A 15,084-nucleotide genomic window follows, 5' to 3' on the forward strand; every position below is an offset into this window, starting at 1 on the left:
GGTCATGCACTCAACTGATCACCAACAGGAAGACGCCGGATGCGTTTCCCCGTGGCTGCGTAGATGGCGTTGCACAGTGCCGGCGCGACCGGCGGCAATCCCGGCTCGCCAACACCGCCCATGGCGTCATCGGGATTATCAATCAGGTGCACCCGGACCACTTTCGGCGCGTTTGGCATTCGCGGCAACAGGTATCTGTCGAAGTTACTTTGTTGAGCGACACCATCCTGGAACGTCACCTCATTTTGCAGGGCAATGCCGATTCCCATCACGCAGGAACCCTCCATCTGTGACCGGATACGCTCCGGGTTGGCCTGCGGCCCGCAATCAAAGGCAATGTCGGCGCGGTGAATGGTCACTTGCCCGCCGTCATCCACTTCCACGTCAAAGACGACGGCGGTGTAGGAAACAAAGCTGTGGTGGAAGGCAAGCCCAAGGCCACGCCCCTTTGCTCTTTCCTTTCCCCAGCCCGCTTCTTCGGTGGCACGCTCAATAACCCGGCGCATGCGGCCCACATCAATTGGGTACATCTCAGGATCTTCACCGTAGTTCCAGCCGTCGCCCACCGTGAGATTGTGAACCTCACGCCCTGGCCCCAACAGGTCCAGCACGTAATCGCGATGATCCTTGCCGGCCGCTACTGACATTTCGTGGGCAAAGCTCTGGATGGCCCACGCATGCGGTAGGTTGTACACCGAGCGGAACCACCCAATGCGGACATGGGCCGGTGCCGGCGGGTTCTCCAAACGAATAGCGGGAATGCTGAATGGCATGGTGTTAAACCCCATGCCCAGCTCGAAGCTCCCCTTGTGTTTTGGATCCGGGGCGAACAGCGATGCAATGCTGGGAGACAGGGTACGGTGGCGCCAACTGGTCGCTCTGCCATCGGCATCGAGGCCCGCTTCCAGGTGGTCCACAGAAACCGCGTGGAAGTAGGCATGCTGAATGTCGTCCTCACGGGACCACTGCAACTTGATGGGCTGCCCTTCAAATGCCTTGGCCACTTGAGCGGCCTCAATCACGAAGTCGGGCTTCGATTTACGGCCAAAACCGCCACCCAGCAAGGTTTGATGAACGGTCACCTTTTCCAGGTCCAGCTCCAGAACCCCGGCTATACCTTCTCGTGTCGCCCTGGGGTGCTGCACTGGCGCCCAGGCCTCGGCTTTGTCCGCGTTTACTCGAACCACGGCTACGGGGGGCTCCATGGGAGCCTGAGCCATATGGGGCATGTAATAGGTGGCTGACACCCGCTTATCGGCCTCTTTCAAAGCGGCCTCAACATCACCGGACTGGCGTACCACCTTCCCTGGTGACTGTGCTGCTTTTTCCAGAGCTTCCCGGTAAACATCCGATGTGTAACCGGCGTTGTCACCGGCCGGGGTATTGTCCCACTCAATCTTCAGGGCTCTGCGGCCTTCCATCGCGGCCCAGGTGTTGGTGGCTACTACCGCAACACCTCCGAGCGGGTTAAATGCCGCGGGCTGGCCAGTGCCATCAATGCGTACAGTTTTCTTTACCCCTGCGACCTTTAGGGTCTCGCTATCATCGACGCTCTTCACTGTCGCGCCGTAGACCGGTGGCCTGGCCACCACCGCATAGAGGGTGTTTTCCAGATCCACATCAGCGCCAAAAATCGCCTTGCCGGTGACAATGTCTTCACCATCGATTGCCTTTGGATACGCGGATTTCAGCTCGCCATTAATCAGGCCGGATTCCTTCCCAATGAAACGCAGTTCGCGATCGGATTTAAGAACCAATCCGTCGCGGCCAGGAACGTCCAGCTCCCGTGCGGCTTCTGCAAGCTGGCCAAAGCCAAGTTCCCGTCCAGTGGAAGGATGAACAACCTTGTGAATATCCGCCCTTACTTCGTCAACCGATACACCCCATTGATTGGCCGCAGCCTGCTCGAGCATCAGCCTGGCAGCAGCGGCCGCACGGCGCATGGGGGTGTACCAGTGACGCATGCTGCGGGAACCATCGGTGTTCTGGTTGCCGAATTTATCCTGATCGCCGTCTGCCTGTTCCGCTCGAACCTGATTCCAGTCAGCGCCCAGTTCGTCGGCGGCTACCATGACCAGGCTGGTGCGAATCCCCTGCCCCATTTCGGCACGGTTGTTGATAATCGTAACCAGACCGTCCGCGTTAATGTGTATGAATACATTCGGGTTGTCGACCCAACCGCCCGGCATGGCGCCGGCACCGAACTGCGCCTGTTCATTGGCAAATCCCATGTCCCATCGGGCGGCCAGCAGGAGCGCTGAGCCCCCAACCAATCCCTTTAACAGACCGCGGCGGCTGACATTGGCAAGCAGCAGTGTATCGTCTGATTGACTCATGAGCTGGCCTCCTTGTCCGCGGCCCGTTCAATCGCCGCAAGGATACGATTGTAGGTTCCACACCGGCAAAGGTTACCCGCCATAGCGTCGACGATTTCCTGGGTTTCCGGTTGCGGTGTTTTTTTCAACAGAGCTGTGGCATTCATGATCTGGCCGCCCTGGCAGTAGCCACACTGGGCTACACCCAGGTCCAGCCAGGCCTGCTGGACTTTTTGGCCAACCGCGTCATCAGACATGGCCTCGATCGTTGTGATTTCACCTTTGGCGGCAGAAACAGGCATTACACAGGACCGGGTCGCTACCCCATCAAGATGAACGGTGCAGGCACCGCACTGCGCGATACCGCATCCAAACTTGGTGCCTTTCATTCCCACAACGTCACGAAGTGCCCACAGCAGGGGCATATTATCCGGAACGTCCAGCTCGTGCTCTTGTCCGTTTATCCTCAGGTTGACCATTGGTCTCTCCCATCACCATGTTGTTAGGTTTGCTTTATCGGGAAGCTTGAGTTTACTGACCGGAGAAAAACGACTCGGTATAACCGGTGTACTTCGTAAACAGCTCATCCCTGAAAGACTGTCCTCGTGTCTCCAGGATACGGTCAATGTCATCGCGCAGACCTGTAAGTTCCTTGCGATAACCGGCAACACTGACAGCGGAACCCAGTGCGGGTTCCAGAACGCGAAGCGACAGATCGTGATCTTGAATCAGATTGGCGCTCCAGAAATTGTCCTCAATGAATACGTCGGCCCGCCCGAATTCGAGCATGCGGAAAGGCACCGTCCCTTCGCCATCAGCGGAATAGGTTATGTCTGTAATATCCGGATGGGTTTCTGCCCAGCGTGCAATATTTTCCGGGTATACATAGCCGCTGATAATAAGCACGCTAACGTCGTTCAGCTTCTCCAGAGTTACCGGCTCTTCAATGGATAGACTCTCAGGTACGATCGCAGCCAACGTCCAGTGAGCGAACACCGTCCGTGAGTGCAGTAGATAGCTCCGCCCTTCCGTTACTGGCATGGCAACGTCCGATGCGCCTGACTGGACCTCGGATACGCAGCGTTTGAACGGTAGTTCCTCGTAAGTGGCTTCCAACTCCAGATCACTAAGGGCTGTATTCATCAGTTCCACGGCAATGCCGCGCATCTCTCCCTCGTGATCCTTAAAGATGTAGGGAGCCCAGGACTCATAACAGATTTTTACCGTTGACGTTGGTGCAGCCGCGTGGCTAATAGCTCCAAAGGACACCAGCAACACCGCGACAACTCCATAATGTATGGCAACTGATACTGCACGCTGCATGAAAGGCGCCCCACTACGCTTTTGGTTCGGAAACGGCAGTCATCGCCGTTCTTATAGTCTGATAAGTATAGACAATTGTGACGAACACTAACCGAAGCTGGACGTCATTAACCGTCCCTCCACAAACCATATTTTGATAACAATTCCGTTACCCAGCTCTGGAACACACGTAATCTCAACGGCAGATTTCGACGGCTCGGATACAACAACGATATAGGTAAGGAGGGTGCTTTATAGGCTTCGAGAATCTGTACCAGGTCCCCGCTTTCAAGATCATCCTGAACGTCAAATTTTGGAACCTGAATAATGCCAATACCTGCCTTTGCACTGGCGATATAGGCCTCTGCGTTATCCACGGTAATCGCACTCTGCATTTTCATTACCCGTTGCCGACCGTCCTCCACGTATTCCCATTCTGCCGCTAACGCTGGCAGATTGACCGCGTAGTTGACAAGAATGTGGCCACCCATGTCGTCTAGAGACATCGGCGTACCATGCTGCGCTAGATAAATCGGACTGGCACAGTTTATGACTTCGATATCACCCAATTTTCTGCATACCAGCTCGGAGTCTGGGAGGTGTCCGACCCTGACCACACAATCCACGCCCTCCGTCAGCATGTTGATGATTCGGTCGTTCATACTGAATTCCAGTTTTACCCTTGGATTCTGCTTCAGAAACTCAGGCAATGCCGGAATAACGATACGACGCCCGATACGGCTCGGGATATCTACGTGCAAGCGCCCTTCTGCCTGTTGGGGGCTTTGACGAAATATCGATTCTGCCGCCTCAAAAGCCTCTACAAGCGTTTGTGCAGCCTCGAAAAACTGCAACCCATCGTGAGTGGGCACAACTTGCCGGGTCGTACGCTGCAATAGTTGGGCTTCCAGCCGATCCTCCAAGGCCTGGATAGTCGTAGATACGGTCGAGCGGGGAATGCTCAGTGCTTCAGCCGCGCGCGTGAAATTCCCGCTTTCCATAACCTGGATAAAAACCTGTACTTGCCGAATCCTGTCCATACCATCCAATTGTTCGTGTTTTTCGACAACTGCTGTTCTAAATGCATTATTTATTCAGGATAACCTACAGCCTAACCTGATTGTGAACCTGGCGGGAAGCATCCGCCAATCGAAAAACACACAGCAAGGGATAAAGACAATGTCTCGAAACAGCATTGAAGGCAAAGTAGTGCTCATAGCCGGTGGCGCCAAGAACCTGGGCGGGCTCCTGGCAGAGGACCTTGCCGCCCATAAAGCGAAAGCCATCGTTATTCATTACAACAGTGATTCAACAAAGGCAGCGGCCGAAGAAACGGCCTCTAAGGTTCGTGCCGCAGGGGCTGAAGCTGCGATCTTTCAACAGGATTTGACCAAGGCTGACAATGTCGAAAAGCTATTTGCAGACACCGAGGCGACTTTCGGCAAGCCGGATATTGCGATCAATACCGTAGGCATGGTGTTGAAGAAGCCCATGGTAGAAATCAGCGAGCAAGAATACGACGCCATGAGTGCGATTAACTCGAAGTCCGCATTCTTTTTCCTGAAAGAGGCGGGGAAATACCTCAATGACAATGGAAAGATCTGCACGTTAGTGACCTCTCTGTTGGGCGCCTACACACCTTTCTATGCGGCATATGCGGGTATGAAAGCGCCAGTGGAACACTTTACCCGGGCCGCCTCCAAAGAATTTGGGGAACGCGGCATTTCAGTGACCGCCATTGGTCCCGGCCCAATGGATACACCTTTTTTCTACCCAGCAGAAAGCGACGATGCTGTAGCGTTTCACAAAACGGCAGCCGCCCTTTCGTCGTTCTCCAAGTCTGGGCTAACAGAAATCGAGGATATCGTCCCCTATGTGCGATTCATGGTATCCGAAGGATGGTGGATGACGGGGCAAACCATTTTAGTGAACGGTGGCTATACTACCAAGTAATCGGACAACCAAGAGGAGGCGGTGTTACCGCCTCCTTAACCTACTGTCGACCTCATTCTCTTCACTCGCCATATACCAGTACTAGAGGACTCAATTAATGCATACCTTAATGATTATTCTGGGTGGTTTCGCTCTTCTGGCTGTTGCGATCATTGTCACCCGGACTACGGGCCGGACGTTCAAATCTGTTTTGCCCCTCTACATTGTTGCCTGGTTCCTGTGCGCAGCGGTAAACATGGGGGTTGGGATCCTTCATGCCGGATACTCCTTTATGGCGGAACTGCCTATCTTCTTGTTCGTTTTCGGCGTGCCGGCACTGACCGCAGTCATCTTTGCGAGAAAGCTATAAGGCGCCTGCATGAGTCACCGCGTGCGCACGACAGGCGCTGGCAAAGGTCAGTATGTCTTCAAGTTGCTCCGGGTCTTCGCCCAACGCTTCAAGACCGGCAGCGGTTATATCCAGGTCCGACAACCGATAGAGCAACCCACCAACGAACGTATCGCCGGCATCCGGTTACTGGGTGAAATTGCCAAAAATGCGTATCCAGTACTTCATAGTGGCGCTGTGTTTCGCGCTGACAGCGATTAGCGGCATAAACACCATCTTCTTTTCATTTTGGGTTGATAGCGACTATGTTGGTAGAGAGGATGTATTAACTCACGACACTTGCCCCGCAATAATTTCAACTACTTACATGCTCCTATCGGGCAAGGTGCAAGGAGAACGACACATGTCGACAACACAAGAAGCGCCCTTATCAAATGATGTGGCTGCCTGGCTTGATCCTGACATGGACTCTGTTAAGGGAACCGAGACCCCAAAGGATCCGAACAAAGGCTATATCGCCCTGCTTGGCTGGAGCGTCAATGCCATCAAGGCCGCGCAGAAGTTCGACCGCCGCTACATCGTTGTTGCTCCGGACTGGGCTACGGATTTCTGTACCGCAAACAAGATTCCCTTTATTCCCTGGGACTTTATCCGTTTGAATGATCGGTCCCTGGAGATTGCTCAAAGGCTGAAAGAGGAAGGCGTTGATGTTGCGATACCGCTGTTCGAAGAGACCGTTGAGTGGTCTGGGGCGATCAACTCAGTGCTCCTGGACAGCCCTCGCATGTACGGGCAGTCGATTCTGTTCCGTGACAAGGCTTTGATGAAGCGCCGTGCCCAGCTTGGCGGCATTCGGGTCGGGATCTTCGAGGAGGCCCACGAGAAAGACGACATCGTCCGTTTCATGAAGCGTGTCAACCAGACCCTGTTGAAACTGGATGGCGACCCGGACGACCCCATTCACGTCAAGGCGTTTGACAAGGCTGGTTGCCTCGGCCATCGAATGATCCGTACGCTTGAGGAAATTGACAACATTCCAGCGGAAGAATATCCGTTGCTCATGGAAAGCCATCTGAGCGGCTGGGAGTTTGCCGTTGAGGCATGGATTCACGACGGCAAGATCAAATTTCTCAATATCTCTGAGTACGTAACGCTGGGCTATTCCGTTTTCGTTCCGGCGACCGAGCAACTCGAAAGCTGGCGTAATGCCATCACCAAGCAGATCGAGTTGCTGATCAAAACGTTCGATATTAAGTTTGGCTTGATTCACCCTGAGTACTTCGTTACTGCTGATGGTGAAATGTACTTTGGTGAGGTTGCTTACCGCCCACCCGGCTTCAAGGCGTTTGAGCTGATTGAACGTGCGTATGGGTTTAACGCGTACCAGGCGTCAATGCTGGTATTTGACCCCAAGAGCACCAAAGAGGAAGTGGAAAAATTCTTCCCACGCGAAGTGGTCGATGCCAAGGGCTATGCCGGTTGCTTCGGTGTTTATCCGCGCCGCCGCGTGGTCAGCAAGCTGGAAATGCCTCCGGAATGTGTTGATCACCCCTATTTCGAGTCACATGAACTCGTTGCACCGACGGAAGAAACGGTTCCTGACCGGTCCGCCTTCGGTACTCACTGGGGCCTGGTCTTCTTCTATGGTGATGACCCCATCAAGATGCGGGACCTGTTGAAAGCTCAGGAGGACCTGGACTTTTATGTCTAGGTAGTCACCGCCCATTCAGGTGCTATTCGGATAGCGTTCCATGATTCTGACCTGCAACTCCGGAATCATGGAACGCCCCTACTTCAAACTATTCCCAACTGCTTATTAACGGCATCACGAATTTCCCGATAACGATCAGGATTCGTGGCCAGGGTATCCAGATCATCTTCAGGAAAAATCTCTTTCTTCGCTTTCCTGGTTTCCTCTTTGGTAAAAATGGCCGGTAGCAGCTGTTCCAGGCACCTCAGCATTACCTCCGGCGAAACCGATGCCCCTGGCGATGCTCCCAACAAGGTTCCGTAGGTTTTGTCCTTGGACACGAGGATTTCCGTACCCATCTGCAGATCGCCGTCCTTGATAATCTGGACCCGTTGGCCGGCGTGAACCGGTTTCCAGTCAAATTTTTTGCTCAGGCCGGGCGCAAAGCTTTCAAGCTCCTCGAACATGCTTTTCTCGCCCTTGAAGGTTTCTGAAACCAGGTATTTCACCAATGGGAAGTGCTCCAGGGTGACGTTCAGCAATCCTGGGATATCATGCAGGCGCATTGCCCGGAGGTAGTCAAAGAATCCACGTCCTTTCTCCAGAACGGGCTTGAAAGAGGCAAACGGGCCGAACAACAGGTAGTGCTGGCCATCCGCCACTCGCAAATCCAGATGCGGTACCGACATGGGGGGCGCGCCTACTTTTGCTTTGCCATAGGTTTTAGCCCGGTAATGATCGGCCTGCTCTGCGCTGATCGGGGCCTGCAGGAACCGCCCGCCGACGGGAAAGCCTGTAAACCGTTTCGCAAACGGCAGGTGGCTTTTCTTCAGGATCGGGAATGCCCCCCCACCCGCACCAACAAACAGTACATCAGCCTTGTAACGAGCGTGGGCTCCATGGCGTTCGGTTTCTATAAGCCAACTCCCCGCGGGGCTCTTGTGTACGCGTTTAACATGGGTGCCGTACTCAATCTTCACACCCAGGTCTTGAGCAACGTGTTCAGCCATTTGTTGGGTCAGAGCACCGAAATTCACGTCCGTGCCTGTTTCTATGACGGTCGCCGCCATCTTTTCATGGCGAGGACGCCCTTCCATCAAATAGGGGATCCAGCTCTTGATTTCGTCGAAATCCTCTGAGAAACGCATGCTCTCAAAAAAATGATGAGCAGACATTTCCTTGAACCGCAGTCGCAATTCGTCGATTGAGGATTCAGAGACGATGGTGCAGTGCTTGGTCTGATTGATGAACGTCTTGGGGTCCTTGATCGCGCCTTTTTTGATCAGGTGCGCCCAGAACTGCTTGGCCACGTTGAATTGCGCATGGATCTTCAAGGCCTTTTCGACCGAGATAACCTCTTCGTCCACCGGCGTGTAATTCAGCTCGCAGTTCGCCTCATGTCCCGTGCCGGCGTTGTTGAACACCCACGAGTTACCCTCTCCAGCGCTCTCCAATCTCTCCAGGATGGTGATATTCAACTCAGGAGCCAGCTCTTTTGCCAACGTGGCAAACGTGGTTCCCATAATCCCCGCGCCGATGATCATTACGTCCATAGAGTCTATCCACCCGCTTTAGTTTTCTGATATCCAACGATAAAGTCTGCTTGCCCGAAGGTACCACGCTTCCAGCGAACACTGAAAACCTGCCACATTCCTGTTTTTCCATCTGGGCACTTCATCTGGCGTCCAGTTTCTACGCCAAATGCCGAATGGTGCATCAGTATACTGTGCCAGCCGGTCAGTCTACACTGATGGCCGCGACGGATATGGAGCGCATTTATGACGTCTGGACAATTTGAGGGGGCTACCCCCATCCCTTCAAGGTTTTTGCGCAGGCTTGGCCCCGTTGCGACAATCGCCCTCGCCCAACTGTTCGGAACATCGCTGTGGTTCAGCGCCAATAGTGCTACGGATACCCTGATGACCAGTTGGCAAATCAGTGCTGCTGATATTGGCTGGCTGACCAACGCAGTTCAGGGCGGCTTTATCCTGGGCACAATGATCATGGCTTTGGGAGGCCTGGCAGAGCGGTATCGTGCCAGTCTTATTTTTGTGGTGAGTGCGGCTTGCGGTGCTTTGTTCAATGCCTGCTTCGCCTGGTTTTCGGAGGGTCTGGCCAGTGGCATTGTGTTCCGCTTCCTGGTTGGCCTGAGTTTGGCGGGCATCTACCCCGTGGGCATGAAGTTGATCGTCAGCTGGGCTCCCGAGCGGACCGGGCAGGCCCTCGCCCAGCTTGTCGCCATGCTGACGCTCGGCACCGCACTGCCCCATGCATTGCGAGAAGCCGGTGCGGACCTGCCATGGCAGTACGTCATCCTGGCATCATCGCTACTTGCGCTATTTGGCGCCGTTCTTATCCATCTGCTTGGAGATGGCCCTCATTTACCAGGTGCAGGCCAGAAAAAACAATCATCGGGCACCGGCTCCGAGCGACCGCTGACGGTCTTTGACGCCTTCAAGGTCAATCGATTTCGTGCTGCAGCCCTGGGCTATTTCGGGCATATGTGGGAGCTTTACGCGTTCTGGACAGTCGTACCACTGCTTGTGGCCAATACGGCACTCATCAGTGAATACTCGGCCGTCGGATTATCGGGTATGGCGTTCAGTATCATTGGCATCGGCGCTTTGGGGTGTCTTGTTGGGGGATTCCTGTCACGTCGTATTGGGAGTGCAAAAGTTGCGGTCGGTGCACTGGTCTCCTCTTGTGTTTGCGCAGTGGTGTTTGCTCTCTTCTGGCGTGACTTGCCTGCCATGTGGCTGGGAATACTCCTACTCGCCTGGGGCGCGACCGTGATTGCGGATTCTCCCCAGTTCTCCGCCCTGTCCGCGCAAGCTTGCCCAAAGGAAGTAGTTGGTGCCGCGCTGGCGATTCAAAATTCCATCGGCTTTGCGATTACCGTGGTATCGATCGCTGCAACCACCGCGCTGTTCGATCGTATCGGTCTGGACGCGGCCTGGCTGCTGGTTCCCGGCCCAATTGTCGGATTACTGGGGTTCGCCTGGGCATCCTGCCGAGCCTCGACGTTCGAAACAGACGCCTGAGCCACGGAGACCGTCCCAACTTACCCTACCGAAGTCCGGATATCAGGACAGCACTGTCCGATAAATCAGACAGCTTTATCCCCATTCTGAACATTGTGTCGCTAAAACCAGACACTCAGAGCCGATGTTCCCAATCCCAACGCCTACCCATTCGCAAATGCTTCTATAAAACAATAACTTAGAAAGCTGGCACGGTTCCTGTTTGGTTCAACGGAATAACGATAAAAACAAGCGCTTTCAACAAGAAAGAACGGGTGCAGACTTCACTCGGACAATAATAAGGAACACCCAATGCGTACGCTCCTCCTGGCTCTTCTGCTAGTAAGCCCCCTGTGTTTCAGCAAAACTGTGGTGATTATCGAGAGCTATCATCAAGGCTATAAATGGGACGCTGATTATATCGCCGCCGTCCAATCAGTGCTGGGCGACGACCACGACATTCACGTGCTTGCCCTCGACACTAAAAGATTGCCGAAATCAGAATGGCCCCAAAAAGTAGCCAGCCTCCAGCAATCCATTACCGAGATCCAGCCTGACATTGCCATTCTGGGAGACGACAACGCATTCTCCCTCATGGCCAACCACTTGGTTGAGCGGAAGATTCCGGTTGTATTCCTGGGTGTCAACGGCGGTCCCGCGCAGCACCCTACCCTGGAACACGATTTGGTCGCCGGTTTGCTGGAACGGCCATTTTTTGAGGAGAGCATCCGTCATCTTCAGAAAGTATTGAAAGTGGATAAACACTTTCTTGTATTAATGGACGACTCACCCACCATGCGAAACGCAGTCAATGAATACTTCGGCGACAAGAGAAGTGCCGAAATATATGGCTCCAAACTGGACATCGTCCTTACCAACGACAAAGACACCTGGTTGCAGTCGGTTGTTCGGGCTCACGAACTGTACGATGCAATCATCGTTGGCACCCACCACACCATCCGGGATGCAGAGGGCACCTACATCGCACCGGACGAACTCATTACCAGAGCGTTCAATCAAAGCCGGGTTCCCATCTTTTCCTTTTGGGATATCAACATTGGTAAGCAGCAAGCCATTGGCGGCTTCACCATTTCAGCTCACCAGGAGGGCATTACTGCCGCTCGCTTGGCATCCCTCATCCTTAATGGTGTCAAGCCCGCCCGGATTCCGAAAATGAATTCCCTGAGCGGGCACTACATCTATAGCCGAAGCGGCATGGCTCATTGGAACCTGGAGCTTTCCCCCATGATTGCGACCCAAGCAAACTTCGTTGAATAAATTGGTTGGGCGGCTCCAGATTATGCCGGAACAGCCGTTAACCAAGAGATCTCGCACGCATACACGCATAGAGGGGCAGACCAGTGGCTGTAGAAAAACTAGAATTCATTGAACGCCGGCTTGGTGTAAGCGGAAAACTCCTGATAGCACCTGTTTTCATTCTGCTTTTGTTCGCCCTCGTCACCTTTTACAGCATCCGGGAATTTCAGAGCCTTGATGCGCGAATGGATACGGTGGCAAGGGATCTGGCACCGGAAACCGCCGTTGCGACCGGTGTGCTTATCAACCTTTACACCATGAGACTGAGAGTCTTCGACTACTACGCCACCGGTAACGAAGACATCCTGGCCCGCTTCGAGCAGTTGGAGACAGATTTCTTCAGGGAGTTGTCGGCAGCGCAACAGACGATCAAAAGTGCCGACCGTGTGCAACTGGTTGCAGAGATCGAAGAGGCGACTTTGCAGTACGCGAATGTCTTCAAAAGCGAACTGGTGCCCGCCAAGCAGCAAGTAAAAAATATCATTGCCGACGAACTGGACCAATACGGCCCCACAGCATCAGAGGCACTGCGCAGGGCCATTGATGGCGTTACCAACAGAGAACCGGACAGCCGGTTGCGCGTCGTTCTGGAACAGCTGATCCACGATACCCTTATGATGCGAATGGCCTCACAGCGCTTCTTTGCCGATGGCGACGAATCCTCGGAAACTGCAATTGGGTTATGCCATGGAGGATATTTCCGATGCGCTCGAGTTTCTGGACATGGATTCGGTCCCCGACTACGTCAGGCAGTATTTCGATACCGCGATAGCGGCACTCGAGAAATACCAGGCTTCGGTCAACGAGCTGCTGGTTCAGCAAAAGGCGATGATCCGAACAAAGGAAGACAGGCTTGACGTACTCGGCCCCCAAATCACTGACATGGCGAGGAATCTTGAGAAAGAGGTTTTTGCCTCCCTCGAAACCGTGGCCGACGAAGCGGAAGCAGAGACCGAGACGGCACTCAACCTGACACTCGCCGCATTCGTTGCGTCTGTCGTTCTGGGCCTGGTGGTCGCCCTGCTGATGAGCCGTATGATGGGCAACAGCGTCAAGCGTGCCCGGTCAGAAATTCTGGGTTACCTGGAAAACATTGGAAATAACGAAGGCGACGTTTCTACCCGGCTGACCAAGGGCCGCCCTGACGAGATTGGCGATTTTATCTCAGCGGTCAATGCCTTCCTGGAAACCCTGGAAGACATCATTTCCCGGATTGTCGAGTCGTCCCGGCGTCTCAGTACGGAATCCGAGTCGTTGTCTGGCATTACAAACAGCACCACAGCCAATGCCGAACAACAACGGGACCAGGTGACTCAAGTTTCGGCGGCGATGCAGGAAATGGTCTCCACCTCCGACGAAATCGCGTCCAACACCAGTGACACGGATGAATCCGCACGCCAGGCCGCCGAGCTGGCAGGAACCGGCCAGGAAACGGTGTCGACCGCGGTTAAATCCGTTTCCCGACTCGCAGAACAGGTCGAGGCAGGGTCAAAGCGCATCCAACGGCTTGAGCAGGAATCCGGTGAGATCGGTAACGTACTGGACGTTATTCAGGCTATCGCAGAACAAACCAACCTCCTCGCCCTCAATGCCGCCATCGAAGCAGCACGTGCGGGAGACGCAGGCCGTGGGTTTTCGGTGGTTGCTGATGAGGTCCGGGGGCTTGCCAAGCGGGTTCAGGATTCAACGGTCGATATCGAGCGAATCGTCTCGAATCTGCAAAGCGGTGCCGCCGGCGCGGTGGTTGATATGAGCAAGGCCAAACAGATGGCCTCTGAAGCCAGTGAAGAAGCCGGCAAGTCTGGCGCTGCTCTGTCAGAAATTATGGCGGCCGTAAACCGGATTGTGGATATGACAACGCAGGTTGCAAGTGCCACTGAGCAACAGCGGGCGACCGCTGCTGAGATGACTCAGAACGTGGAGGCCAGTAGTAGTGCCATCGACAAGCTCACCGACGATATTGCCCACGTTAACCAATCCAGCAATTCCCTGGCGGAGATGGCGGAAGACCTTAACGGCCTGGTGCGTCGCTTTAAAACGTCAAACTAGGACCCTTTTTCGCTTGTGTTAACTGCGTCATGGGCGACATGTTCAATTACTGATACTTTCAATACTCAAACAATAGCTATAAATACAGCGTATCAGGGAGAGATTCACCCATGAGCCATTCACGTTTTACCAGGATGCCCGGCTTTCTCGCGGCGCTGACGGTGTCCTTTTGTGCAGTCGCTCAGGCCGATCCTGCCGACACCATCTTTGCTGCTGAAAATGCCCTCTACGGTGCTGGCTATGATATTGGCAAGGCCGATGGGTGGATGGACGACACCCTGCGCTCGGCCATCCGGAAGTATCAATCCGGTCGAGAGGGGTTGCAGGCCACTGGCGATCTGGACCCACAAACGTTGTCTGCCCTGGGAATCGCCGTTAAGGATGGCGATGCCGTGACTGGCAACAGCGCGCGAAGCCGTGAGGGGGCAATGGCTGACGCGGGAATCAGCAAGCAGCGTTTCGGGTCACCCAGTGCAAAACAACCCATTGCGGCTGCGCCTGAACCGGAGGTTAAGCCGGAGCCAGTGCCAGTATCGACTGAAGCGCCAACCTTGGAAGAAGAATCAGCACCTGCTCCGGAGACCATCGTAGCAACAAACGATAAGCCGGTGATTCAGCCCGAAACGGAATTAGCTCAAGATTCAAAGCCTAAACCTCAAATCGCAGAGGAACCTGAAACCGAACCCGTTGCAGTTGCGGCTGTTGAAGAGCCCTCAGCCATGGAGAAGCCCCAAACCATTGACGAGCCCTCAATTGTTGAAGAGACATCAACGGTCGAAGAGCTCTCAACCGTTGATGCAGAACCTTCCGTGGCTCTCAATGTGCCTTCCGAGGCGACCGAAGAGACATCAACGGATGTTGACTACCAGTTGCCAGAAGAACCGACGGCTTCTGGCAATCCGGAGATTTCGGAGTCATCGCAGGCAACGAGTTCGACCTCAGACAACACTTCGGAATCCACCACTGTCGCGAAAAGCAGTGGCGGTTTTTTCAGCTCGTTATTCGACTTCCTCTTCGGCTGGCTGATCTGAGGACATACGCGTATTCCGAAATGCGTTGGATTAGCTCACACTGGGCGGCCTTGTTTCAAATTTACTGACTTGCAGCCAA

The 15,084-nt window shown here is 54.2% G+C and carries 14 protein-coding genes; 9 read left to right on the top strand and 5 right to left on the bottom strand.

What is annotated here, in order from left to right; genetic code table 11:
• Nucleotides 1-2: 2 nt before the first annotated feature.
• The 4 genes from R1T46_RS14665 to R1T46_RS14680 form a co-directional block, all read right to left on the bottom strand.
• Entirely contained in the window at nucleotides 3-2,336 is a 2,334-nt protein-coding gene (locus tag R1T46_RS14665) for a xanthine dehydrogenase family protein molybdopterin-binding subunit (protein WP_317305932.1), read from the bottom strand.
• Nucleotides 2,333-2,794 carry a (2Fe-2S)-binding protein gene (locus tag R1T46_RS14670; protein ID WP_317305933.1) on the bottom strand — a complete coding sequence of 154 codons (462 nt, stop codon included), beginning with the start codon at nucleotides 2,792-2,794 and terminating at the stop codon, nucleotides 2,333-2,335. The genes R1T46_RS14665 and R1T46_RS14670 overlap by 4 nt, the downstream gene beginning before the upstream one ends.
• 52 nt (nucleotides 2,795-2,846) lie before the next feature.
• Complete coding sequence (locus R1T46_RS14675; RefSeq protein WP_127401240.1) at nucleotides 2,847-3,638, bottom strand: substrate-binding periplasmic protein; 792 nt, start codon at nucleotides 3,636-3,638, stop codon at nucleotides 2,847-2,849.
• 107 nt (nucleotides 3,639-3,745) lie between these two features.
• Complete coding sequence (locus R1T46_RS14680; protein WP_127402383.1) at nucleotides 3,746-4,657, bottom strand: LysR family transcriptional regulator; 912 nt, start codon at nucleotides 4,655-4,657, stop codon at nucleotides 3,746-3,748.
• 139 nt (nucleotides 4,658-4,796) lie between these two features.
• Between R1T46_RS14680 and R1T46_RS14685 the strand changes: the two genes are divergently transcribed.
• The 4 genes from R1T46_RS14685 to R1T46_RS14700 all read left to right on the top strand — a co-directional run bounded on the left by R1T46_RS14685 (nucleotide 4,797) and on the right by R1T46_RS14700 (nucleotide 7,609).
• Nucleotides 4,797-5,570 (top strand): SDR family oxidoreductase, encoded by a 774-nt coding sequence (locus R1T46_RS14685; protein WP_126812751.1) that lies wholly within the window; start codon nucleotides 4,797-4,799, stop codon nucleotides 5,568-5,570.
• A 97-nt stretch (nucleotides 5,571-5,667) separates the two neighbouring features.
• Nucleotides 5,668-5,919 (top strand): hypothetical protein, encoded by a 252-nt coding sequence (locus R1T46_RS14690; protein ID WP_126812753.1) that lies wholly within the window; start codon nucleotides 5,668-5,670, stop codon nucleotides 5,917-5,919.
• Nucleotides 5,920-5,928: 9 nt separating this feature from the next.
• Nucleotides 5,929-6,159: a hypothetical protein gene (locus R1T46_RS14695; RefSeq protein ID WP_164732125.1), complete on the top strand. Its 231-nt coding sequence runs from the start codon at nucleotides 5,929-5,931 to the stop codon at nucleotides 6,157-6,159.
• A gap of 142 nt (nucleotides 6,160-6,301) precedes the next feature.
• Entirely contained in the window at nucleotides 6,302-7,609 is a 1,308-nt protein-coding gene (locus R1T46_RS14700; RefSeq protein WP_317305935.1) for a carboxylate--amine ligase, read from the top strand.
• Between the two features lie 83 nt (nucleotides 7,610-7,692).
• Here R1T46_RS14700 and R1T46_RS14705 read toward each other — a convergent pair whose 3' ends face one another.
• A complete protein-coding gene (locus tag R1T46_RS14705) occupies nucleotides 7,693-9,141 on the bottom strand; it encodes a malate:quinone oxidoreductase (protein WP_317305936.1) in 1,449 nt (482 codons plus the stop codon).
• Nucleotides 9,142-9,366: 225 nt separating this feature from the next.
• Between R1T46_RS14705 and R1T46_RS14710 the strand changes: the two genes are divergently transcribed.
• From R1T46_RS14710 to R1T46_RS14730, 5 genes are all read left to right on the top strand, one after another.
• Nucleotides 9,367-10,629: an MFS transporter gene (locus R1T46_RS14710; protein WP_317305937.1), complete on the top strand. Its 1,263-nt coding sequence runs from the start codon at nucleotides 9,367-9,369 to the stop codon at nucleotides 10,627-10,629.
• Between the two features lie 291 nt (nucleotides 10,630-10,920).
• A complete protein-coding gene (locus R1T46_RS14715) occupies nucleotides 10,921-11,886 on the top strand; it encodes an ABC transporter substrate-binding protein (protein WP_075194829.1) in 966 nt (321 codons plus the stop codon).
• Nucleotides 11,887-11,969: 83 nt separating this feature from the next.
• Entirely contained in the window at nucleotides 11,970-12,782 is an 813-nt protein-coding gene (locus R1T46_RS14720; protein WP_317305939.1) for an MCP four helix bundle domain-containing protein, read from the top strand.
• 481 nt (nucleotides 12,783-13,263) lie between these two features.
• Nucleotides 13,264-13,974 carry a methyl-accepting chemotaxis protein gene (locus tag R1T46_RS14725; protein ID WP_265091752.1) on the top strand — a complete coding sequence of 237 codons (711 nt, stop codon included), beginning with the start codon at nucleotides 13,264-13,266 and terminating at the stop codon, nucleotides 13,972-13,974.
• Nucleotides 13,975-14,084: 110 nt separating this feature from the next.
• On the top strand, nucleotides 14,085-15,005 hold the full coding sequence (locus tag R1T46_RS14730) for a peptidoglycan-binding domain-containing protein (protein WP_317305940.1): 921 nt from the start codon (nucleotides 14,085-14,087) through the stop codon (nucleotides 15,003-15,005).
• Nucleotides 15,006-15,084: the final 79 nt, after the last annotated feature.

Source organism: Marinobacter salarius (assembly GCF_032922745.1).
Lineage (GTDB): Bacteria > Pseudomonadota > Gammaproteobacteria > Pseudomonadales > Oleiphilaceae > Marinobacter.